Raw genomic sequence first — 20,503 nt, 5'->3', positions numbered from 1 at the left:
AAGCGCGCTGGAGCCGGCGGGGCACTACCGCGCCTTCGGCGGCGGCCGGCCGCCGCCCTTGCCGGCAGCAGCGGCCAGGTGCTCGATGAAGGCCCGCACCCGCGGCGCCACCGGCACGCCGCGAAGCCACAGCGCCTGGTAGCGGCCCAGGTGCACCAGCTCCTGCGCCAGCACGGGTTCCAGCCGGCCGGTCTGCAGGTCCTCCCGCACCTGGAAGTCGGGCATGCAGGCCAGGCCCAGCCCCTGCAGGCAGGCCTGCCGGATCGCCTCCATCTGGTTGGACGAGAGGGCGGTGGGCGGCACGCGCGCCTCATCGGCAAGGAAGGGCCAGGGCAGGAGCTTGCCGCTGTCCGGGTGGCGGAAGCGCAGGGCCCGATGGGCCTTCAGATCGGCCACGCCCTGCGGTCGGCCGCTGCGCGCCAGGTAGCTGGGGGCCGCCCAGAGCTGGAGCCGGAAAGCCTGTAACGGCCGCGCCTGCCAGGGTGCGTCCGGCGGCACGACGCTGCGAATGGCCAGGTCCAGCCCGTCACTGAGCAGGTCGCCCTGTTCGTCGGAGAAGTGCAGATCGACCTGCACCCCGGGGTGACGCTGCAGAAAGGCGGGCAGCAGGGGCACCAACCAGTGCTGCGCCACCCAGGGCGCCCCCACCCGCAGCGGCCCGGCCACGGCCCCGACGGAGCAGGCCAGCTCCGCCCGCAGCGACCCGAAGCCGAGCAGCAACTCGTGGCAGCGCAGATGGGCCAGCCGGCCTTCCGGCGTCAGCGTCATTCGTCGGGTGCTGCGCTGCAAGAGGCGCACGCCGAGGAACTTCTCCAGGCGCGCCACCTGCTTGCCCACGGCCGAGGCCGTCTGCTCCAGGGAGCGGCCGGCCGCCGCAAAGCTGCCCAACTCGACCGTGCGGCTGAAGGCCAGCCAGTCCTGCAGTGATTCCATGCCGCAACTGTGCCGTCATTCGATCCGGTGCGTCCGCAATGACCGGACTCCTGGCGCCTGTTTCCGAAACCCGCACCTGGGTAGCCTGAACCCATGCCGCTCTGCCCGCCTCCGCCCGTGGCGCTGCGGGCAGCAGCACCGACCGCCCCGGAGGCTTTGCGATGTGCCGCCCATTGGAAATCGATGCGCCAGACACCCCGATCCAGACGCAGGCGAAAGCACTCGTCCACGCATCCGCGCCGGCGATCTTTTCAATCCTCGTCCACGACCTGCAGTACCCCGCCTGGATGCCCGCGGTCCTTGCCCTCTCGGCCAACCCGCAGCGCGCCGTGCGCGCACTGGCCCTGCTGATGCATGCGGAGCCCGCCACCGCGTGTGCCCCGCCCCTCCCAGACCCCTGCACCTTGGCCATGGGGCAGGGCCTCGGGCTGGGCCATGTGCATGAGTGCGACATCGAGCTGGAGGGGCGCCGCGGCACCTGGATCGAGCAATGCACGGAGCTGGCCCCGTGCCGGCGCCTGACCTGGGCGGTGGTGAGCGACAACCTGGGCTTCAGCGCAGCGCTGGAACAGCTGGTCTTTCGCTTCGAGATCCATGCCGTCGGCAGGGATCGCAGCCTCGTCACGATGCAAACGCTCTACCGCCCGCGCCATCTCGTCGCGCGGCTCCAGCACCTGCTGGTGCTGCGCCCGCTGTTCCACAGGCGCGGCCATCGCACGCTGTCCGGGCTGAAAGCCTGGGCCGAACGCAGCCCCTGCAGCCCCAGGCGCGCCGCCCCGCTGGGGTGCGCCCCACCGGCGCGCAGCGAACTGCTCGCCAGCTGAACTGCGCCCCTCCAGACGCAAGCCGAATGCAAGCCCGAATGCAAGCCCGAATACCAACCCGAATGCCAAGCCGAACGCCGGCAGCCAACATCGCCCTCACCCACGCGCATCCGCCCGCTCATGGGCGGATACGACAGCACCTGCCGGCTCTCGCCAGCGTGGCCGCCCTCCTGCTGCTGCCCTGGCTGGCGCAGTGGGGCGGGCTGCACTGGGTTCGCGTGCTGGCCATGTGCCAGATCTACATCCTGCTGGCCGTCGGCCTGAACCTGATCGTCGGCCAGGCTGGTTTGCTGGACTTGGGCTACATCGGCTTCTACGCGGTTGGTGCCTATCTGTACGCCTGGCTGAACTCGCCGCATCTGGCCGAGCACTTTGCCTTGTGGCAGGGCCTGGGCGGCCCAACCTGGCGCACGCCCTGGTGGCTCGTCCTGCCCGCCGCCATGCTGGCCGCCGCCCTGGCCGGCGTGCTGCTGGGCGCGCCCACGCTGAAGCTGCGGGGTGACTACCTCGCCGTCGTCACGCTCGGCTTTGGCGAAATCATCCGGCTGCTGATCGTGAACCTCGATCACCCGGTGAACCTGACCGACGGCGCGCGCGGCCTGACCCAGATCGCCAGCCTGCACGTGCTGGGTGTGGACTTCAACCAGGCCTGGCCGCCGCCGGGCGGCGAGGGCGGCAGCCTGGCACCCGTCACGCTGCATGCCCTGTTCATCGGCGCGGCGGCCGGCCTCGTGCTGCTGCTGCTGCGCCGGCTTGAAACCAGCCGCACCGGCCGGGCCTGGCGGGCGCTGCGCGAAGACGAGATGGCCGCGCAGGCCATGGGGCTGAACATCCCCGCCCTCAAGCTGCTGGCTTTCGCCATCGGGGCGGCCATCGCCGGCCTGGCCGGGGCGCTGTTCGCCAGCCTGCAGGCCTTCGTGTCGCCGGAGTCCTTCAGCCTGCAGGAATCGGTCCTGGTCGTGGCCATGGTCATCTTCGGCGGCGCCGGGCATTTGCCCGGGGTGGTGCTGGGCGCCGTGCTGCTCGCCGGCCTGCCCGAGCTGCTGCGCTATGGCCTGGACCTGATGGGGACTGAGTCCGTGGCGGGCTTCGACCGCCACGCACTGCGGCCCCTGCTGGTGGCCCTGGCCATGGTCGTCATGCCGCTTTGGCGTTCCGAAGGTCTCTGGCCCGAGCGCAGCAGCCGGTAGCGCGCCTAGACTGGCCCGCTGCCAAGCCGGCAGATCCCGGACCCCGTGCCATGTGGCCACGCCGCCTCGCCCTCGCCCTGATCCGCGCCTACCAGCGCTGGCTCAGCCCGCACAAGGGTTTCGTCTGCGCGCACCGCGCCCGCCTGGGGGGGCCGAGCTGCTCGCAGGCCGGGGCGCGGCTGATCCAACGCCGGGGCCTGCGCGGCGGCCTGCCGCTGCTGCGCGAGCGCCTGCTGCGCTGCGGGGCCGTGCACCGCGCGCACCAGGCTGCACCGCGCTACCGGCCGGTGCACGCGCGCGGCGATTGCGACTGCGGCGCCCCGGATCTGGACTGCGGGCCCTGCGATGCCTGTGACGCCTGCGATGCCTGCGACGCCTGCGATCTGTTCGACCGCAAGAAGAAGGACCAGCGCCGCGAAGACCGCGCCCAGCGCCGCCTGGCGTCACGCCGCTGACACAAACCCGACATGGCGCTGTCATGCGCCGCACCCAGCATCCCGGTCACACACAAAGACCGAAAGACGACGATGCTGGCCATCCAGACCCAACCCGAACTCCGCCCCGCCGCCCCGGCGGGCAAGCTGCAAGTGCACTGGGCGCAGCACCAGGACGAACTGCGCGAGGCCCAGCGCCTGCGCCACCAGGTGTTTGCCCAGGAACTGGGCGCGCGCCTGCGCCCGCCGCCCGGCACGCCGGCCGGCCACGATGCCGACCTCTTTGACGCCCACTGCGAACACCTGCTGCTGCGCGCCGAGAACCCCGACGGCAGCACCGGCCCGGTGGTGGCCTGCTACCGCCTGCTCAGCGCCGCTGCGGCGCGCCGCCTGGGCGGCCTGTACGCCGACAGCGAGTTCGACCTGACCCGCCTGCGCCACGAGCGCCACCGCATGGCCGAAATGGGCCGCGCCTGCGTGCACCCCGACTACCGCCGCGGCCCCGCCCTGCTGCTGATGTGGGGCGCGATTGCCGACTACCTGCAGCGCCAGAAGCTGGACCTGCTGATCGGCTGCGCCAGCGTGGACGCCCGCGACGGCGGCAGCCGCGCCTGGACGCTGTGGAACCAGCTGGCGCCGCAGCACCTGGCGCCGATCGAATGGCAGGTGCGCCCGCGCGACCCCCTGCACCCCGCCCCGGCGCACGCCGCCGCGGTGGAGACGCCGCCGCTGCTGCGCGGCTACCTGAAGGCCAACGCCAAGCTGCTGGGTGCCCCGGCCTGGGACGGCGAGTTCCGCTGCGCCGACTTCCCGCTGCTGCTGCGCCTGGCCGATCTGCCGAGCAGCTACCGCCGGCGCTTCCTGAGCTGAGCGCCCTAGTCAAGGCCAGTGCGCTTGGCACACCGGCGCCACCGCCGGGTGCTGCTCCAGGCGCAGCAGAAAGTCGAAGAAGTCCGGCCGCGCCTGCTTCAGGTGGGCGCGGCTACCGCTCCATTTGGACACCACCACGGTCAGGAAGTCGAGCGCGCCGGGCTGCGCGCCGCTCAGGAAGGGCTGGGGCGGAAACTGGTCGGCGAAGAGCTCCCAGGCGCGGTGCAGTTGGGCGCGTGCGGCTTGGCGCACTGCCTCACGGGCAGACTTGCTGGTGGCGGCGGTCCAGCGCTCGGGGTAGTCGCTCACCGAGATGGCCGCGTAGCAGTTGGCGGCGATGAACACCAGGCCGCGCAAGGCCTGGGCGCGCGCGGAAGGCTCAGCGGGCAGCAGGCCGCTCGCGGGGTGCTGCAGGCCCAGGTGCATCAGGATGGCGGCGCTTTCGCTCAGCACCGAGCCGTCCTCCAGCACCAGGGTAGGGATCTGGCCGAGCGGGTTGATGGCGCGCAGCGCGTCCAGGCCCGGGCCGGGTTCCCAGCTGGCGGCGCGCACGCTCTCGAAGGTCAGGCCGGCCTGGTGCAGGGCCAATTCCACGGCGGCGGAGCCGGAGCCGGGGCAGCCGTATAGGGTCAGTCGGGTCATCGTGTCAGTTGCAGCAGGCGGCCGGAGTCGGTCAGGAACCAGATCGAGCCGTCGGGCGCGAGGTCGACATCGCGCACGCGCTCGCCCTCATGGATGCGCTCGCGCAGCAGTTCGCGCTCGCCCTGGTAGCGCAGGCGCCAGATGGCCTGGCCGGCCAGCGCGCCCATCAGCAGGTCGCCGCGCCACTCGGGGAACATCGGGCCGTCCACGAAGACGATGTTCGAAGGCGCCACGGAGATCGGCACCCAGAAGCTCAGCGGCTCGACGAACTGCGGGGTATGCGCGCCGCCGCCCAGCTGGCAGGCCGGCCCGGGGGGGTCGCCGTAATTGCAGCCGTAGCTGCGCAGCGGCCAGCCGTAATTGGCACCGGCGCGGGCGATGTTGATTTCGTCGCCGCCCTGGGGGCCGTGCTCGCTGAGCCAGAGCGTACCCGTCTGCGGATGCAGAGCCGCCCCTTGCGGGTTGCGGTGGCCCAGGCTCCAGATGCCGGGCAACGCCTGGCCGGGCCAGACCGGGTTGTCGGGCGGCAGGCTGCCGTCGCGGCGGATGCGCACCACCTTGCCCAGGTTCTGGCGCAGGTCCTGCGCGGGGCTGCCCAGCTGGCGCTCGCCCAGGGTGATGAAGAGGGTCTTGTCGCGCCCGAACACCAGGCGCGAGCCGTAATGCCCGCTGCCGCCGACCTTGGGCTGCTGTCGAAAGATCACCGCCAGTTCGCTCAGCCCCGTTCCGCCCAGCCGGGCCCGCGCCACCGCCGTGCCGGCACCGCCCGCGCCGGGTTCGGCGTAGCTGAAATAGATCCAGTTCTCGCCGGCGGCGAAATCCGGGTCCACCGCCACATCCAGCAGGCCGCCCTGGCCGCCGGCATCCACGGCGGGCAACCCGCTCAGCGCCGCCTTGCTGCGGGCGTCGGCGCTCAGGCGCCAGAGCCGCCCCGCCTTCTCGGTCAGCAGCCAATCTCCCCCGGGCAGACGCGCCAGCGCCCAGGGGGACTGCAGGTCGCTGCGCAGAGTGCGGACGGTGGGAGCTGGAGCTGGAGCTGGAGCTGGCGCTGGAGCTGGAGCTGGGGCGGGTGGCGGAGCAGGCGCAGGCGCCGGTGCGGGTGGAGGGGCCGCGGCGCCGGAGCCACCGCCGCCGCAGGCGCACAGGCCGGTCAGCAGCAGCAGCACCGTCCCGATCCAGCCTTTGGCGTGCGGATCGGGCATGGCCGTGCTCAGACGGAGAAGGAGAGCCCGATCAGCACCAGCAGGGCCACGCCAGCCAGACCGACCCCCACCACGGCCACCACCAGATGGCGGCGCACACGGCGACGGCGCTTTCGGTAGGGCTGACCGGAAACCACGGGGTTGGGGCTGGGCATAGCGTCTGAATTTAGCCACTCCAATCCTGACAGTTTGCAAGCAATCGCAAATGGGCCGGCAGCAATGCACGGGTTGCCCCTTGCTTGTGCCGGCCCAGCCCCCTGGCTACCCTGGGTTACCCCCAAGGAGGATGACCGCCATGGCAGCAGACGCCCGCATCGCTTCGATCCGCACCCTGGCCCTGCTGGGGCCCTCCGGGGCCGGCAAGACCACCCTGGCCGAGGCCTTGCTGCATGCCGCCGGCGCCCTGCCGGCGGCCGGCGCGGTGGAGAAAGGCAATACCGTTTCCGACCACGACGCGCTGGAGCGGCGCATGCAGCACTCGCTGCAAAGCAGCCTGCTGCATTTCGAGCACGCCGGCCTGCGCGTGCACCTGATCGACACCCCGGGCGCGCCCGACTTCACCGGCCAGGCCCTGCCGTCGCTGGAGGCGGTGGAAACCGCGGTGGTCGTCATCGACGCCCAGCGCGGCATCGAGCTGATGGCCCAGCGCATGCTGGATGCGGCACGAGAGCGCGGGCGCGACCGCGTCATCGTCATCAACAAGATCGATGCCCCGGGCGTGAACCTGCCGGCGCTGCTGGAGCAGATCCAGTCCGCCTTCGGCAAGGAATGCCTGCCACTGAACCTGCCGCACCAGGGCGGCGTGGCCGACTGCTTCTTTCAGAGCAGCGGCCCGAGCGACTTCGGCTCGGTGGAGGCCGCGCACCGCGCCCTGGTGGAGCAGGTGGTGGAAGTCGACGCGGCCTTCGTGGACCGCTACCTGAACGACGGCGACGTGCCGGCCACCGAGCTGCACGCGCCGCTGGAACAGGCGCTGCGCGAGGGCCATCTGATCCCGGTGCTGTTCTGCGCCGCCAAGAACGGCGTGGGCGTGGCCGAGTTGCTCACGGTCATCGACAAGCTGCTGCCCAACCCCGAGGAGGCCAACCCGCCCGAGTTCCTCAGCGGCGAGGGCGCCGACGCCAAGCCGGTGCAGGTGCGGCTGGACCCGGCCGCCCATGTGCTGGCCCATGTGTTCCAGGTGCGTGCCGACCCCTTCCTGGGCAAGCTCGGCTTCCTGCGCGTGCACCAGGGCACGCTGCAGAAGAACATGCAGCTTTACGTCGGCCACGGGCGCAAGCCGGTGCGCGTGGGCCATCTGTTCGCGCTGCAGGGCAAGACCCAGGTGCCGCTGGACAAGGCCGGCCCGGGTGAGCTGTGCGCCGTGGCCAAGCTGGACGAGCTGCACCCCGACGCCGTGCTGCACGACGCCGCCGAGGACGAGCACATCCACCTCGCCCCGCTGGCCGTGCCCACGCCGGTGCACGGCCTGGCCATCGCCCCGGCGCGCCATGGCGACGAGCAGCGCCTGTGGGACGTGATGCACCGCCTGGTCGAGGAAGACCCCTGCCTGAAGATCGAACAGGCCAGCCAGACCCATGAGACGGTGGTCTACGGCCTGGGCGAGCTGCACCTGCGCGTGCTGCTGGAGCGCCTGAAGGAGACCTTCAAGTTCGAGGTCAAGACGCAGCCGCCGCGCATCGCCTACCGCGAGACCATCTCCGCTTACGCCGAGGGCCATTACCGCCACAAGAAGCAGAGCGGCGGCGCCGGGCAGTTCGGCGAGGTGTGGCTGAAGGTCGAGCCGCTGCCACGCGGCGCGGGCTTCGAGTTCGTGGATCAGGTCAAGGGCGGTGTCATCCCCACCGCCTTCATCCCGGCGGTGGAAAAGGGCGTGCGCGAGGCCTGTGCGCTGGGCGTGGTGGCCGGCTACCCGCTGGTGGATGTGAAGGTCACCGTGTTCGACGGCAAGCACCACAGCGTGGACAGCAAGGAGATCGCCTTCGTCACCGCCGCCAAGAAGGCGCTGCAGGCGGCGGTGAAGGAAGCGCGCCCGGTGGTGCTGGAGCCCATCGTGCAGGTGGAGGTGCTCACGCCCGAGGCGGCGGTGGGTGATGTCTCGGGGGACCTGGCCAGCCACCGCGGCCAGGTGACCGGCACGCGCGCCGCCGTGGCCGGCCAGCTGGTGGTGCAGGGCTTGGCGCCGCTGGCCGAGCTGGCGGCCTTCCAGACGCGGCTGAACGCCATGACCAGCGGCCAGGCCCGCTACACCCTGGCACTCAGCCATTACGACCCCGTGCCGCCCAACACCCAGGCCGCGCTGGCGGCGGCCTACAAGGTGCAGGACGAGGCGGAGTAGATCCCCGCCGAGGGTGTAGCCCTCAGAGCTTGAACACCCGCACCGTCTCGGCCAGCTGAGCGGCCTGCTGGCGCAGGCTGTCGGCCGCGGCGGCGCTCTGCTCCACCAGTGCGGCGTTTTGCTGGGTGCTGTGGTCGATCTGGTCGACCGAGCGGCCAACCTCGCCGATGTCCTGCGCCTGGGCCCGCGAAGCGCTGCTGATCTCGCCGATCAGCGAGCCCACCTGCTGGATCTGCTGCACCAGGGATTCCATGGTGCGGCCGGCCTCGTCGACCAGGCGGCTGCCGTGTTCCACGCGGTCCACGCTGGCGCCGATCAGGCCCTTGATCTCGCGCGCCGCACCGGCCGCACGCTGCGCCAGGCTGCGCACTCGCTGGCCACCACGGCGAAGCCCCGGCCGGCCTCACCGGCACGGGCGGCCTCCACGGCGGCGTTCAGGGCCAGGATGTTGGTCTGGAAGGCGATGCCGTCGATCACGCCAATGATGTCGCCGATGCGCTTGGAGCTGGTGCTGATCTCGGCCATCGTGGTGACCACCTGCCCCACCAGCTGACCGCTGGCTTCAGCCACGGTGGAGACGGCTTCGGCCTGGCGGTTGGCTTCGGCCGCCGTGTCGGCATTGGTCTGCACGGTCTGCGCCAGGCGGCCCATCAGCTGGGTGGTGGACTGCACATGGCTGGCCTGCTGCTCGGTGCGCTGGCTCAGGTCCGAGTTGCCGTTGGCGATTTCCGCCGAACCCGTGGCGATGGAGTCGGACGCCTGGCGCACCGTGCCCACCACCTGGGCCAGGCCCTGCTGCATGGTGCGCAGCGAGGCCAGCACGCTGCCCTCGCGCGCCTGCTCGGCGCCGGGCACGGGGCTGAGGTCGCCCGCCGCCACGCGCTGCGCGGCCAGGCCGAGCTCGGCGGGTTCTGCGCCCAGCTGCACGACGATGCTGCGCGAGATCCGCCAAGCCAGCAGCGCGCCGACGGCCAGCGCCAGCAGCAAGGCGGTGAGCATGACGGCGCGGAAGCCACCGGCCTGTGCTCGCGCCACCTGGGTCTTTTCCTGGATGACCGCCTCTTCAAAGTCGATCAGCTTGTTGATGGCGGCCAGCCACTGTGTGTACTGCGGCTTGGCTTGCTGCCACAGCAGGGCCAGCGCGGGCTCGCGCTCGTCCTTGGCCATGTGCGCCTGGATGCTCTGGGAGGTGGCCACCGCTTGCGCCTCGATGGCCTGAATGCCCTGGTACAGGCGGTCCAGCTCCGGCGCGGCATCCGGGTGGCGCAGCAGGCGCTCCAGCGGCTGGGCCGATTCGGCATAGAAGCGCGCCAGTTGCTCGATGGTGCGGCCCTCGGCCTCGCGCTCGGCCGGGCTGCCAGCCAGCACCACGTCGCGGATGGCGATCGCGCGGTCGTGCGCCGAGCCGCGGAAGTTGATGGCGTAGCGCTGGATCTGCGCATGCAACTCGGCATTGGCGCGCAGGGCGTCGTCGATCACCCGCACCTTCCACATCGCCACCATGGTGACGGCCGCCAGGATCAGCAGGATCAGTCCGAAACCCAGGTACAGCCGGGTGGAAACCTTGAAGCGCAGCATCGACATCTCTTCCCCTTCAGGGCTTGCTAGACGGGGATGAAGCGTATCGATTTCTATTGAACTGCGCAGTTCAATAGTTCATAACAAGATACAAAAATGCAGAACCCCGGCGGCACCCTTTCGTGGTGCGGACGGGGTTCTTTCTGCGTGCGCCGGGTGCCGCGGCACCCGCCGTGTGGGCGGGTGCGCAGGGGGCATTTCGGCGGTTCTTCGGGGCCGCGGTAGGCCCGCGCTCAGGCCACCTGCACCTCGATGCGCCGCGGCTGCGCATGCGCGGCCTTGGGGATGCGCACGCGCAGCACGCCTTGCGCCAGCTCGGCGCTGACCTGGTTGGCGTCCAGCTCCTTGCTGAGCGTGAAGCGGCGGCGGTAGCGCTGCAGGTTCACTTCCACATGCGAGGGCTGCAGCTGCGCCGGGGCGGGCAGCACCAGTTCGCCCTCGATGCTGAGCTGGTCGCCATCGACGCGCAGTTGCAGTCGGTCCTTGGGCACGCCGGGCATGTCGGCATACAGGGTGATGCCGGTGGCGTCCTCCACCACATCCACCGGCGGCAGCAGCGCGGCCTCGGGCTCGCTGTTGCGGGCTTGCAGGTCGGCGGGGTTCTGGGCTTGGGTCAGTTCACTCATGGTCGGCTCCCGGTTCACTGGATTTCGATGCGGCGCGCCGGCGTGGCGCTGCGGCGCTTGACGCTGATGTGCAGCAGGCCGTCGCGGTAGCTGGCGCTCACGGCGTTGGGGTCGATGTCGTCGGGCAGGCTCACCACGCGGCGGAAGCGGCCGGCAAAGCGCTCGCCCTGGTGCAGGGTGGTCTTCTCGTCGCTCTTTTCGGGCAGGGTGGGGGCGCGCTCGCCGGCAATGCTCAGCACGCCGCGGTCCAGGTCCACCTTGATGCTGGCCGGCTCCAGGCCGGGGGCGAAGGCGTAGACCTCCACGGCCTCGGGGCTGCTGCCCACATTGAGCGCCGGGTAGCCGCCACGGCTGAGGCCGCGGATGCTTGGCGAGGGCTCAAACACGGTGCTGAAGTCGCGCTGCAGGCGCTCCAGTTCCGACAACAAATCGCGTGCAAACAGACTGCGGTACATGCTCGGTCCTCCTCAGAAAGCGGCGCCTTGGCGGCCCCGGATGTCTGCGCAGATGGGTTGACCGCGCGCAAGTTCAAGAGGCCCGCGCCGCGCGAGCATGGGGCTTGAAGACGCGCGGCACCACCCCCAGTTCCTGCGCGCAGGAAGGAGCTTCTGCATGGAGTTCAAGGACTACTACGCCGCCCTCGGGGTGGCCCGCGACGCGCCGCAGGAGGCCATCAAGAAGGCCTACCGCCAGCTGGCGCGCAAGTACCACCCGGACGTCAGCCAGGAGGCCGACGCCGAGGCGCGCATGCGCGAGGTCAACGAGGCCTACGCCGTGCTTTCCGACCCCGAGCGCCGCGCCGCCTACGACCAGCTCGGCAGCGGTGCGCCGCACGCGGACGGGCCGTTCCGCCCGCCACCGGGCTGGGACGCCGGCTTCGAGTTTGGCGACGGCGCGGGCTTCGACCCCGGCGCGGGCGACTACAGCGAGTTCTTTTCCGAACTGTTCGGCCGTATGGGCCGATCGGGCCGATCGGGCCGGCCGGGGGCACAGCGGCCCCAAGGCAGCGCCCGCGGCGAGGACCACCACGCCAAGGTGCTGCTGGAACTGGACGACGCCTGGCTGGGCGCCACCCGGCGCATCAGCCTGAAGGCGCCGGAGCTCGACGCGCAAGGCCGGCTGCACCTGCGCGAACGCACGCTGGACGTGAAGATTCCGCTGGGCGTGAAGCCCGGCCAGCTGATCCGCCTGGCCGGCCAGGGCGGGCCGGGCCTGGGCGGCGCCCCGGCGGGGGATCTGCTGCTGGAGGTGCAGTTCGCACCGCACCCCCGCTTCCGCCTGGACGGTGGCACCCTGGTGGCGGAGCTGCCCCTGGCCCCCTGGGAGGCCGCGCTGGGCGCGGTGGTGCCGGTGGACCTGCCGGCTGGGCGCAGCGTGAAGGTGCGCGTGCCCGCCGGTGCGCAGGGCGGCCAGCTTCTCACGGTGCGCGGCCAGGGCCTGCCCGGCAGCCCGCCGGGTGACCTGGAGCTGAAGCTGCGCGTGCTGCTGCCCAGCGGCCTGGAGCCCCGCGCACGCCAGCTGTACGAGGAAATGGCCCGCGTGCTGCCCGACTTCGACGCCCGCAAGCAGGCCGCCGCGCTGGGCCAGGAGACCGACGCATGAACGCCCTGCTGCACGCCCTGTTCGCCGAGCGCGAGCTCGACCTCGACACCCTGTGCCGGCTGGCCGATGTGGACCTGGCGTGGCTGGACACCCACGCCAGCCTGCTGCATCCGGCCGCCAGCGATGCCTGGCTGCTCGCCCGCGTGCGCCGCCTGGTGTGGCTGGAGCGCGAGTTCGACGCCGTGCCGGAGCTGGCCGCGCTGGTGGTGGACCTGGAAGAGGAGCTGCGGCGCCTGCGCGGCGGCTGACTCGCAGCCGTTCAGCGCCCCGGCGCTGAGGCCGGCGGCGCGGACTTGGCCTGCCGCTGCGCGCGCAGTGCGGCCAGCAGCCAATCCCTGCTCGGCTGGGCGGGCGCGGCCCCGCACTGCACCTGATAGGCCTTGCCGCTGCTGCTGCTCTGGCTGGCGGCCTGCTCGATGAACTGCTCGGCGCTGGCCACGGTGCCGCGGTCTTCCAGATAGGCCAACTTGCGCAGCATGTGCTGGCGCGCCTCGTCGGCGCTGTGCCAGCTGCCGTTGCGCTGCAGCCGGCATTGCTGGCGCTGCAGCTCGGTCAGCAGGCCGTCGATCTCGGCGCGCACAGCCGGGGCCGCGGGCGCGGCGCCGGCGGGCAGGGCCAGCAGCAGGGCCAGGGTGGCGATCAGTCTTTGCATCGTTCGGTATAGAAGGAGTGCGGGCAGGCGGCGTGGTACTGGGCATCGCCGCCAATGGAGACCTGCTCGCCCTCGCGCACGCGGCGGCCTTCGGCGTCCAGGCGCACATTGAAGCTGGCCTTGCGGCCACAGCCACAGACGGTCTTCAGTTCCTCGATCTGATCCGCCAGCAGGCCCAGCGCGGCGGCGCCCTCGAAGCCATTGCCCTGGAAATCGGTGCGCAGGCCGTAGCAGATCACCGGCACGCCCTGCAGCACGGCCATCTGGTGCAGCTCGCGAACCTGGGCGGTGGTGAGGAACTGGGCCTCGTCGATCAGCACGCAGGCGGTGTCGGCCGGCAGGTCGGCGGCGCTGAAGCGCAGGCCGGGGTGAAAGGTGCGCGCCGGGCGCTGCAGGCCCAGGCGGGTGCCCACCACGCCCTCGCCGTAGCGATCGTCCAGCTGGGCGGTGTAGATGGTGACGCTGCGCCCCAGGCGCTCGTAGTTGTGGGCCACGCCCAGCAAGGCCAGGGTCTTGCCGGCGGCCATGGCGCCGTAGCGCCAGAAGAGCTTTGCCATCGCTTGTGCTGCGGGAGGGGTTCGAAAGGGCGCGGATTGTCGCGGGCGGGCCACGGGCGGCCGGGTTTGCGTTTGATCAATGCAATGCAAATGCGATTCGTTCGCATTTGCGTTAGAGTTCGGACATTGGTTGTTCCCGGGCGGTGTCGCTGCCCTTGCCGTCATGTCCACGCTGGCCCTGCATTCCCCGCTGCCCTCACGCTCCACCGCGCCCAGCCCCGCGCCGGCCCCTGCCGCGCCGACGCCGGCCATGGCCGCGCCCCTGTCGGTGCCGGATTGGCAGCCCGCGCGCTCGCGCCGTGCCGCCGCAGCGGTAACCCTGGGCCTGCACCTGCTGGGCGCGCTGGCCCTGCTGCAGGCCGGCCGCGCGGTGGTGACCCACATCGCACCGGCGCCGATCCAGATCAGCCTGCTGCAGGAGCGCCAGCGACCGCCCGAGCCCCAGCCCCAAGCCCTGCCCAGCACGCCGCAGGCCCTGCCCGTGCAACCCGCGCTGGCGCTGCCCCTGCCCGAATTCGAGGCCGCCGTGCCCAGCCCGCGCACCGTGCAGGCGGTGGTGCAGCCCGCCGTGGCCGCGGTGCAGGCGCCGACCCCGGCCGAGCCCGCCCCGGCGCAGATCGCCCCGCAGCCACCGCAGCCCAAGACCGTGGCGGCCAGCGCGCTGCGCTACCGCGTGGAGCCCGCCGTCGAGGTGCCGCTGCTTTCGCGCCGCGCCGGTGAGCATGGCCGCGTGGCCCTGCGCGTGGTGTTCGACCCCCAGGGCCGCCCGCGCGACATCCAGTTGCAGCGCAGCTCGGGCTTCGCGCGCCTGGATGCCCAGGCCGTCGAGGCCATGAAGGCTGCGCGCATCGCCCCGATCGTCGAGGACGGCCGCGCCATCGAAGTGATGGCCGTCGCCTGGCTGGAGTACGAGCTCGACTGAGCTGCGCCCCGGCCATCCCCCTTCCCCTGCCCGCTCCCTCCACCCGCCCCCGCGGGGGGCAGGGCCCCGTCTTGTCCATTCACTTCCGCATCGCCACCATGAACACCCACAAGCTGTCCACCCTGATCCCGCTGGGCGCCCTGGCCGCCGGCTTCAGCCTGGCCGCCGCCGCCCAGACCGCCCCGACCCCTGCCGAGCGCGAGCTGCCCACGGTCAAGGCCAAGGCCCGCAAGGAGCCGCAGGGCAAGGACGGCGTGCAGGCCACGCAGACCGAACTGGGCAAGGGCAAGCAGGAGCTGCGCGACATCCCGCAATCCATCACCGTCGTCACCGAAAAACTGATGGACGACCGCAACCTCGACACCCTGAAGGACGTGCTGCGCAACACCGCCGGCATCAGCTTCCTGGCGGCCGAAGGCGGCGAGGAGGACATCCGCCTGCGCGGCTTCCCGCTGCAGGCCACCGGTGATGTGTTCGTGGACGGCATGCGTGACCCCGCCTTCTACGAGCGCGACACCTTCTTCGACGACCGCGTGGAGGTGCTGCGCGGTTCGGCCTCGATGCTGTTCGGCCGCGGCAGCACCGGCGGTGCCGTCAACCAGGTGCGCAAGAAGCCGCGCCTGCTGGATCAGAACGAAGTGGAACTGACCGTGGGCAGCCATTCCCTGGTGCGCGCCGTGGGCGACTTCAACCTCAAGATGGGCGAGAGCAGCGCGCTGCGCATCGGCACCATGCTGACGAAGGCCGACAACGACGGCTCCGGCAACCGCCTGGACAAGCAGGGCATCGCCGCCGCCTGGCGCACAGGCATTGGCGAGCGCGACGAATTCCTCGTCAGCCTCTACCACCTGAACAACGACAACGGCATGAACTACGGCATGCCCTGGATCAAGCCGACGCTGACTGCCCCCGTGAACCAGACCACGCTGATGCCCGTGGACCCGAAGAGCTACTACGGCATGGCCAGCGACCGCAATGCGGGCGAAGCGACCTTCCTGACCGCCAGCCACACCCACCGCTTCGACCGTCAGCACGAGATCACCACCAAGATCAGCAAGGGCACGTTCGAGCGCGACCAGCGCGCCGGCACCGTGCGCTTCGCCGCCGCCAGCCTGCAGCCCGACAAGACCGCGGTGAGCCTCGCCACCTTCGGCCCCAACACCGTCCTCAGCCGCGGCACCCAGCTCAAGGTGCAGGACCTGGACACCCTGTTCCTGCAAAGCGACTACAGCGGCAAGTTCGAAGCCCTGGGCCTGAAGCATCACGTGCAGGCCGGGGTGGACTTCGCCAAGGAAGAGAAGACCGTGTACGCCGCGCTCAGCGCCGCGCAGGGCGGCAGCGTGCCCACCAAACCCAGCACCGGCGTGGGCACGCCGAACGATGGCGCCTGGGTGGACGAGAGCCTGCGCAAATTCCGCGTGGCCAATGAATACGAGTCGCGCGCCCAAGGGCTCTACCTGCAGGACCTGGTGCAGCTGCACCCCGAATGGAAGCTGCTGCTGGGCCTGCGCTACGACCATCTGGTGGGCGACTACGACGCCTTCAGCATCCCGGCCAACGCGCCCAGCCCGACGAGCACGGCCAGCTACCGCATGAAGATCTCGGAGTGGAGCCAGCGCGCCGGTGTGCTGTTCCAGCCCAACGAGCGCATGAGCTTCCACCTCGGCGCGGCCACCTCGTTCAACACCTCGGGCGATGCCTATTCGCTGTCGGCCCAGAACGCCAGCATCCCGCCCGAGCAGGCCCTCAACGTCGAGGCCGGCGCCAAGATCGACTCGGCCGACGGCCGCTTCAGCACCCGCTTCGCCGTCTTCCGCAGCACCAAGCTGCACGAGCGCAACACCGATCCGCTGGTGAACCTGGTCACGCTCTCGGGCAAGCGCCATGTAGCAGGCTTCGAGATGGACCTGGCCGGCCGCCTGACGCCCGAGTGGGAGGTGTTCAGCTCCTATGTGTGGATGCCGATCGCCCGCATCGACGAGGCCGCCCCGGGCGCCGAGGGACTGGGCACTCGGCCGTCCCTCACGCCGCGCCACTCGGGTTCGCTGTGGACGACCTACCAGCTCACCTCCACCCTGCGCGTGGGCGGCGGCCTGAACTGGCGCTCCAGCGTGGCCCCGCTGCGCAACCCCGGCTTCACCGCCCCGAGCTTCGTGGTTGGCGAGCTGATGGCCGAGTACCAGGTCATGCCCAACAAGCTGTTCTTCAAGGGCAACATCAGCAACGTCACCAACAAGCTGTATGCGGACACGCTCTACCCCGGCCATTACGTACCGGGCGCCGGGCGCCTGTTCCAGCTGACCGGCACCTACCGCTTCTGAGCATGCTGATCCGTCTTCCCGACGTCCTGAGCGCGGACCAGGTCCGCCACGCCCGCGAACTCCTGGCCCAGGGGCCCTGGGAAGACGGCGCCCGCACCGCCGGCCGCCAAGCCGTGCAGGCCAAGCAGAACGAGCAGCTCGCCTTCGCCAGCCCGCAGGCCCAGGCCCTGCGCGAGCTGCTGCTGGGCGCGCTGGAGCGGCACCCGCTGTTCCTCTCTGCCGCCCTGCCCAAGAAGATCGTGCCGCCGCAGTTCAACCGCTACACCGGTGCGCTCAACCACTATGGCGACCATGTGGACAACGCCATCCGCAGCCTGGGCGGCCAGCGCGTGCGTGGGGACCTGAGCTGCACCGTCTTCCTGGCCGAACCGCACGAGTACGAAGGCGGTGAACTGGTGGTGCGCCACGCCTTTGGCGAGGAACGCGTGAAGCTGGCCGCCGGCCAGGCCCTGCTCTACCCGGCCAGCAGCGTGCACCGCGTGGAGCCGGTGACGGCCGGCGCGCGCCTGGCCGGCTTCTTCTGGGTGGAAAGCCTGGTGCGCGGCGAGGAGCAGCGCCGCATCCTGTTCGATCTGGACATGGCGCTGATGCGCCTGCGCGAGCAGCATGGCGAAAGCGCCGAGACCGTGGCCCTGATGGGCACGTACCACAACCTGCTGCGGCTCTGGGCAGACACTTAGGCCCCTCACAAGGAGCACGACATGGACCTGAGCACCCTCGTCAACCGGCAGATTCGCCTGGCCCAACGCCCCAAGGGCCTGCCCGGCCCCGAGTGCTGGCAGCGCACCGAAGAGCCGGTCAGCGCGCCCCAAGAAGGCGGTGTGCTGTTCCAGAACCTGGCCTTGAGCCTGGACCCGGCCATGCGCGGCTGGATGAACGAGGGCAAAAGCTACATCCCACCGGTGGAGATTGGTGCCGTGATGCGCGCCGGCGGCATCGGCCGCGTCATCGCCAGCGCCAACCCGGGCTTTGCGGTGGGCGATCTCGTCAGCGGCGGCAGCGGCGTGCAGGACTACTGCCTGGTGCCGGGCGATCAGGTCAAGCGCACTGGCCTCGTGAAGATCGACCCGCGCATGGGCTCCATCACCCAATGGCTGAACGTGCTGGGCATGCCGGGCATGACGGGCTACTGGGGCCTGATGGACATCGGCCAACCCAAGGCCGGCGAGACCGTGGTGGTGAGCGGCGCGGCCGGCGCGGTGGGCCAGACCGTGGGCCAGATCGCCAAGATCAAGGGCTGCCGCGTGGTGGGCATCGCCGGCGGACCGGAGAAATGCAACTGGGTGGTGCAGGAACTCGGCTTTGACGCCTGCATTGACTACAAGAGCGGCTCGGTGAAGGACGGTCTGAAGCAGCACTGCCCGAACGGCGTGGACATCTACTTCGACAACGTCGGTGGCGAGATCCTGGACGCCGTGCTGGCCCGCATCAACCGCAAGGCCCGCATCATCATCTGCGGCGCCATCAGCCAGTACAACAACACCGACGGCATGGTCGGCCCGAAGAACTACCTGAGCCTGCTGGTGAACCGCGCCCGCATGGAAGGCATGGTGGTGTTCGACTACGCGCCGCGCTACCTTGAAGCCATCGTGGAAATGGCGGGCTACCTGAAGGACGGCCGCATGAAGAGCAAGGAAGACGTGGTGCGCGGCACGGTGGACGATTTCCCCGCCACGCTGCTCAAGCTCTTCAGGGGCGAGAACTTCGGCAAGCTGGTCTTGCAACTGGCGGATTGAAGCTCAAGGAGCTGCGAATGCCAATTGCCGACGAGGTCGCGCTGAACGCCTACATCACAGCCGTGAACGCCAGGGAAGTCGCTCAGGTTTGTGCCCGACACGTAGAAGGTTTTCGCCAGCAGTTCGAACAGGACTTCGCGTCTTGGTCGCGGCGCAATGCCCAAGAAATCTCGCGCGGCGATGCCTTGGCCACTGCGAAAGGTTGGAACTCTGCTGGGCCGGCGAGCGTTCAGCGTATGGCTCAAATGGAGGCCGACTTGATAGAGCGCCTGCCTGCAGACGACCGGACTCGGCGTTGCAGTGAGCTCGTCGCAAGGCTAGCGCCGGCACCGCAGAAGTAAGCCGCTTCTCGTGACTCAGTTGCATGCGGTCAACCTGCACGACTACGCCGCCTTGGCCCAGGAGCGCCTGGCGCCCGAGGCTTGGGCCTATCTGGCTGGCGGCGCGGGCGATGAAGCCACGCTCGCCGACAACGCCGCCGCCTGGGCCGCGCTGAAGCTGCTGCCGCGCGTGCTGCGGCCGCTGCACCCCGGGCACACGCAGGTCGAGCTGCTGGGCCGCACCTGGGCCCACCCGATCGGCCTGGCGCCGGTGGCGGCGCATGGGCTGTTCCACCCCGAGGCCGAAGCCGGCACCGTGCTGGCCGCCGCCGCGCAGGGTGCGGCCTGTGCGCTCAGCAGCCAGGGCAGCACGCCCTGGGCCGAGCTGGTGGCGCTGGTGAAGGACGAACCCGGGCGCGGGCCGCTGTGGGCGCAGGGGTACTGGCAGGGCTCGCTGACGCGCACGCTGGCGCTGTTCGAGCAGGCCGCGAAGGCCGGCATGGAGGCCATCGTCTTCACCGTCGATGCGCCCGTGCATGGAGCGCGTGACCGTGAGCGCCGCGCCGGCTTCGTGCTCCCGGCCGAGCTCTCCAAGGCCAACGCCGTGCTCGGCAGCCACCCGCCACTGCCGGCCTTTGAGGCGCCGCCGCTCTGTGCTGGCTTGCTCGTCCACGCGCCCACCTGGGCCGAGCTGCAAGCCCTGATCGCCGCCAGCCCCCTGCCCGTCATCGTGAAGGGCCTGCTGCACCCGGACGACGCCATGCAGGCCCGCGACCTGGGCGCCGCGGCCGGCTGGGTCAGCAACCATGGCGGCCGCACGCTCGACACCGTGCTGCCCACGGCAGCCGCCCTGCCCGCCATCCGCGCGGCGGTGGGGCCGGCATGGCCGTTGATCGTCGACGGCGGCATCCGCCGCGGCACCGATGTGCTCAAGGCCCTGGCCCTGGGCGCCAGCGCCGCCTTCATCGGCCGCCCGGCCGTGCAGGCGCTGGCGGTGGAGGGCGCACGCGGCGTGGCCCATGCGATCCGCCTGCTGCGCGACGAGTTCGAGATCGCGCTGGCCCTGTGCGGCTGCGCCACGCCGGCGCAGCTGCACCCCGGTTTGATCCACAAAGCTTGATCAAACTGGGCAGGACTGCCCAGGAAAGCGCGCCGGGCTTGAGCAAGGCCCATTTATCATTGCGCCCCATGCCGACCGCGCCCCGCGATGTGGCGCAGATCCGTCTGGACAACGCGCTACGCCTGTTCGACGAGTTCGTCGCCGCCACCCTGAAACACCCCGATGCCGCTGCACTCCGAGGTCTGGAGCGCCGCTTTGCCGAGCGCTTGCAGATCCAGCCCAGCTACTGGAGCCAGATCAAGAGCCGCTCGCGCCAGATCGGCGAACGCCTGGCCCGGCAGTTCGAGCAGCTCTGCCACAAGCCGCCGTTCTGGATGGACCAGGACCACGGCCCCGCCGGCACGCCCGCCCCGGCCCCCGCGCCCAGCGCGGTGGACCTGAGCCCCAGCACCCCGCAGGACGACGACGAACGCTTCATCGTCGGCCTGGTGCTGACCTACTACCGCCGCCACCCCCAGCGTGCGCGCGGCCGCCTGCTGGACTTGCTGGGCGAAGTGCTGACGCCGAGCAACACGCCAGCCGCCCCCACCCCGCCGCGGGCCACGGCCCCGGCGCCCAGCCCGGCGCAGGAAAGCTCGGCCTGGCAGCAGGTGGCGATGGGCATTGCCCCGCTCAAAGGCAAAAAACGTTGAACCT

The 20,503-nt window shown here is 70.9% G+C and carries 22 protein-coding genes and 1 pseudogene; 14 read left to right on the top strand and 9 right to left on the bottom strand.

The annotated features are described in order from the left end of the window. Positions 1-24 precede the first annotated feature (24 nt). Positions 25-933, bottom strand: a complete 909-nt coding sequence (locus I7X39_RS16600) for a LysR substrate-binding domain-containing protein (protein ID WP_198112277.1) — start codon at positions 931-933, stop codon at positions 25-27. A 287-nt stretch (positions 934-1,220) separates the two neighbouring features. Here I7X39_RS16600 and I7X39_RS16595 point away from each other — a divergent pair, with 287 nt between their 5' ends. The 4 genes from I7X39_RS16595 to I7X39_RS16580 all read left to right on the top strand — a co-directional run bounded on the left by I7X39_RS16595 (position 1,221) and on the right by I7X39_RS16580 (position 4,251). Then, positions 1,221-1,757 (top strand): hypothetical protein, encoded by a 537-nt coding sequence (locus I7X39_RS16595; protein WP_198112276.1) that lies wholly within the window; start codon positions 1,221-1,223, stop codon positions 1,755-1,757. Between the two features lie 158 nt (positions 1,758-1,915). After that, positions 1,916-2,947 (top strand): ABC transporter permease subunit, encoded by a 1,032-nt coding sequence (locus I7X39_RS16590; RefSeq protein ID WP_310739938.1) that lies wholly within the window; start codon positions 1,916-1,918, stop codon positions 2,945-2,947. Positions 2,948-2,997: 50 nt separating this feature from the next. Then, the gene (gene yidD / locus I7X39_RS16585; RefSeq protein WP_198112274.1) at positions 2,998-3,402 is read left to right on the top strand and encodes a membrane protein insertion efficiency factor YidD; all 405 of its coding nucleotides are present in this window, start codon (positions 2,998-3,000) and stop codon (positions 3,400-3,402) included. A 72-nt stretch (positions 3,403-3,474) separates the two neighbouring features. Further along, complete coding sequence (locus I7X39_RS16580) at positions 3,475-4,251, top strand: GNAT family N-acetyltransferase (RefSeq protein WP_232352006.1); 777 nt, start codon at positions 3,475-3,477, stop codon at positions 4,249-4,251. A 9-nt stretch (positions 4,252-4,260) separates the two neighbouring features. Here I7X39_RS16580 and I7X39_RS16575 read toward each other — a convergent pair whose 3' ends face one another. The 3 genes from I7X39_RS16575 to I7X39_RS16565 are packed head-to-tail and all read right to left on the bottom strand — an operon-like array spanning position 4,261 to position 6,250. Next, positions 4,261-4,893, bottom strand: coding sequence for a glutathione S-transferase family protein (locus I7X39_RS16575; protein WP_198112273.1), 633 nt, complete (start codon positions 4,891-4,893; stop codon positions 4,261-4,263). Then, on the bottom strand, positions 4,890-6,095 hold the full coding sequence (locus I7X39_RS16570; RefSeq protein WP_198112272.1) for a PQQ-dependent sugar dehydrogenase: 1,206 nt from the start codon (positions 6,093-6,095) through the stop codon (positions 4,890-4,892). Before I7X39_RS16570 ends, I7X39_RS16575 begins: the two co-directional genes overlap by 4 nt. Positions 6,096-6,103: 8 nt before the next feature. Continuing rightward, positions 6,104-6,250 (bottom strand): hypothetical protein, encoded by a 147-nt coding sequence (locus tag I7X39_RS16565; RefSeq protein WP_198112271.1) that lies wholly within the window; start codon positions 6,248-6,250, stop codon positions 6,104-6,106. A 140-nt stretch (positions 6,251-6,390) separates the two neighbouring features. Between I7X39_RS16565 and fusA the strand changes: the two genes are divergently transcribed. Continuing rightward, entirely contained in the window at positions 6,391-8,433 is a 2,043-nt protein-coding gene (gene fusA / locus I7X39_RS16560; RefSeq protein WP_375140801.1) for an elongation factor G, read from the top strand. A gap of 22 nt (positions 8,434-8,455) precedes the next feature. Here the strand turns inward: fusA and I7X39_RS16555 are convergent. From I7X39_RS16555 to I7X39_RS16545, 3 genes and pseudogenes are all read right to left on the bottom strand, one after another. After that, positions 8,456-10,011, bottom strand: a pseudogene (locus tag I7X39_RS16555) (methyl-accepting chemotaxis protein). 233 nt (positions 10,012-10,244) lie between these two features. Continuing rightward, positions 10,245-10,637, bottom strand: a complete 393-nt coding sequence (locus tag I7X39_RS16550) for an Hsp20/alpha crystallin family protein (protein ID WP_198112269.1) — start codon at positions 10,635-10,637, stop codon at positions 10,245-10,247. 14 nt (positions 10,638-10,651) lie between these two features. Continuing rightward, entirely contained in the window at positions 10,652-11,092 is a 441-nt protein-coding gene (locus I7X39_RS16545) for an Hsp20/alpha crystallin family protein (protein ID WP_198112268.1), read from the bottom strand. A 157-nt stretch (positions 11,093-11,249) separates the two neighbouring features. Here I7X39_RS16545 and I7X39_RS16540 point away from each other — a divergent pair, with 157 nt between their 5' ends. Further along, positions 11,250-12,239, top strand: a complete 990-nt coding sequence (locus tag I7X39_RS16540) for a DnaJ C-terminal domain-containing protein (protein ID WP_198112267.1) — start codon at positions 11,250-11,252, stop codon at positions 12,237-12,239. Then, positions 12,236-12,487, top strand: coding sequence for a MerR family transcriptional regulator (locus I7X39_RS23285; protein ID WP_232352005.1), 252 nt, complete (start codon positions 12,236-12,238; stop codon positions 12,485-12,487). Before I7X39_RS16540 ends, I7X39_RS23285 begins: the two co-directional genes overlap by 4 nt. 11 nt (positions 12,488-12,498) lie before the next feature. On the opposite strand, the gene I7X39_RS16530 is transcribed toward I7X39_RS23285, so the two are convergent. Together I7X39_RS16530 and I7X39_RS16525 are read right to left on the bottom strand one after the other, a co-directional pair. Next, a complete protein-coding gene (locus I7X39_RS16530) occupies positions 12,499-12,891 on the bottom strand; it encodes a DUF5329 family protein (protein ID WP_198112266.1) in 393 nt (130 codons plus the stop codon). After that, positions 12,879-13,448 carry a thymidine kinase gene (locus I7X39_RS16525; protein WP_198112265.1) on the bottom strand — a complete coding sequence of 190 codons (570 nt, stop codon included), beginning with the start codon at positions 13,446-13,448 and terminating at the stop codon, positions 12,879-12,881. The genes I7X39_RS16530 and I7X39_RS16525 overlap by 13 nt, the downstream gene beginning before the upstream one ends. 163 nt (positions 13,449-13,611) lie before the next feature. On the opposite strand from I7X39_RS16525, the gene I7X39_RS16520 reads away from it, so the two are divergent. The 7 genes from I7X39_RS16520 (at position 13,612) to I7X39_RS16490 (ending at position 20,499) form a co-directional block, all read left to right on the top strand. Continuing rightward, positions 13,612-14,370 (top strand): energy transducer TonB, encoded by a 759-nt coding sequence (locus I7X39_RS16520; RefSeq protein WP_198112264.1) that lies wholly within the window; start codon positions 13,612-13,614, stop codon positions 14,368-14,370. Positions 14,371-14,468: 98 nt separating this feature from the next. Further along, positions 14,469-16,691, top strand: a complete 2,223-nt coding sequence (locus I7X39_RS16515; protein ID WP_198112263.1) for a TonB-dependent receptor — start codon at positions 14,469-14,471, stop codon at positions 16,689-16,691. A gap of 2 nt (positions 16,692-16,693) precedes the next feature. Beyond that, entirely contained in the window at positions 16,694-17,371 is a 678-nt protein-coding gene (locus tag I7X39_RS16510; RefSeq protein WP_198112262.1) for a Fe2+-dependent dioxygenase, read from the top strand. Positions 17,372-17,392: 21 nt separating this feature from the next. Then, on the top strand, positions 17,393-18,427 hold the full coding sequence (locus I7X39_RS16505; RefSeq protein ID WP_198112261.1) for an NADP-dependent oxidoreductase: 1,035 nt from the start codon (positions 17,393-17,395) through the stop codon (positions 18,425-18,427). Between the two features lie 17 nt (positions 18,428-18,444). Next, the gene (locus I7X39_RS16500; protein WP_198112260.1) at positions 18,445-18,768 is read left to right on the top strand and encodes a hypothetical protein; all 324 of its coding nucleotides are present in this window, start codon (positions 18,445-18,447) and stop codon (positions 18,766-18,768) included. Positions 18,769-18,778: 10 nt separating this feature from the next. Next, entirely contained in the window at positions 18,779-19,867 is a 1,089-nt protein-coding gene (locus I7X39_RS16495) for an alpha-hydroxy acid oxidase (protein WP_198112259.1), read from the top strand. 68 nt (positions 19,868-19,935) lie between these two features. Continuing rightward, on the top strand, positions 19,936-20,499 hold the full coding sequence (locus I7X39_RS16490) for a hypothetical protein (RefSeq protein ID WP_198112258.1): 564 nt from the start codon (positions 19,936-19,938) through the stop codon (positions 20,497-20,499). The last annotated feature ends 4 nt before the right edge of the window (positions 20,500-20,503 follow it).

The sequence above is a fragment of the Inhella proteolytica genome, assembly GCF_016093275.1.
Taxonomy (GTDB): Bacteria; Pseudomonadota; Gammaproteobacteria; order Burkholderiales; family Burkholderiaceae_C; genus Inhella; species Inhella proteolytica.
Note: the sequence above shows the minus strand (reverse complement) of the source record. Positions and strands in the feature narration are given on the sequence as shown.

Excerpts from the sequence above, each read along its gene's own strand:
- I7X39_RS16575 (WP_198112273.1), bottom strand. The coding sequence starts at position 4,893 with ATGACCCGACTGACCCTATACGGCTGCCCCGGCTCCGGCTCCGCCGCC.
- I7X39_RS16580 (WP_232352006.1), top strand. The coding sequence starts at position 3,475 with ATGCTGGCCATCCAGACCCAACCCGAACTCCGCCCCGCCGCCCCGGCG.
- I7X39_RS16515 (WP_198112263.1), top strand. The coding sequence starts at position 14,469 with ATGAACACCCACAAGCTGTCCACCCTGATCCCGCTGGGCGCCCTGGCC.
- I7X39_RS16570 (WP_198112272.1), bottom strand. The coding sequence starts at position 6,095 with ATGCCCGATCCGCACGCCAAAGGCTGGATCGGGACGGTGCTGCTGCTG.
- I7X39_RS16565 (WP_198112271.1), bottom strand. The coding sequence starts at position 6,250 with ATGCCCAGCCCCAACCCCGTGGTTTCCGGTCAGCCCTACCGAAAGCGC.
- I7X39_RS16540 (WP_198112267.1), top strand. The coding sequence starts at position 11,250 with ATGGAGTTCAAGGACTACTACGCCGCCCTCGGGGTGGCCCGCGACGCG.
- I7X39_RS16505 (WP_198112261.1), top strand. The coding sequence starts at position 17,393 with ATGGACCTGAGCACCCTCGTCAACCGGCAGATTCGCCTGGCCCAACGC.
- I7X39_RS16525 (WP_198112265.1), bottom strand. The coding sequence starts at position 13,448 with ATGGCAAAGCTCTTCTGGCGCTACGGCGCCATGGCCGCCGGCAAGACC.
- I7X39_RS16600 (WP_198112277.1), bottom strand. The coding sequence starts at position 933 with ATGGAATCACTGCAGGACTGGCTGGCCTTCAGCCGCACGGTCGAGTTG.
- I7X39_RS16595 (WP_198112276.1), top strand. The coding sequence starts at position 1,221 with ATGCCCGCGGTCCTTGCCCTCTCGGCCAACCCGCAGCGCGCCGTGCGC.
- I7X39_RS16545 (WP_198112268.1), bottom strand. The coding sequence starts at position 11,092 with ATGTACCGCAGTCTGTTTGCACGCGATTTGTTGTCGGAACTGGAGCGC.
- I7X39_RS16510 (WP_198112262.1), top strand. The coding sequence starts at position 16,694 with ATGCTGATCCGTCTTCCCGACGTCCTGAGCGCGGACCAGGTCCGCCAC.
- I7X39_RS23285 (WP_232352005.1), top strand. The coding sequence starts at position 12,236 with ATGAACGCCCTGCTGCACGCCCTGTTCGCCGAGCGCGAGCTCGACCTC.
- I7X39_RS16550 (WP_198112269.1), bottom strand. The coding sequence starts at position 10,637 with ATGAGTGAACTGACCCAAGCCCAGAACCCCGCCGACCTGCAAGCCCGC.
- I7X39_RS16520 (WP_198112264.1), top strand. The coding sequence starts at position 13,612 with ATGTCCACGCTGGCCCTGCATTCCCCGCTGCCCTCACGCTCCACCGCG.
- I7X39_RS16530 (WP_198112266.1), bottom strand. The coding sequence starts at position 12,891 with ATGCAAAGACTGATCGCCACCCTGGCCCTGCTGCTGGCCCTGCCCGCC.
- I7X39_RS16490 (WP_198112258.1), top strand. The coding sequence starts at position 19,936 with ATGCCGACCGCGCCCCGCGATGTGGCGCAGATCCGTCTGGACAACGCG.
- yidD (WP_198112274.1), top strand. The coding sequence starts at position 2,998 with ATGTGGCCACGCCGCCTCGCCCTCGCCCTGATCCGCGCCTACCAGCGC.
- I7X39_RS16500 (WP_198112260.1), top strand. The coding sequence starts at position 18,445 with ATGCCAATTGCCGACGAGGTCGCGCTGAACGCCTACATCACAGCCGTG.
- fusA (WP_375140801.1), top strand. The coding sequence starts at position 6,391 with ATGGCAGCAGACGCCCGCATCGCTTCGATCCGCACCCTGGCCCTGCTG.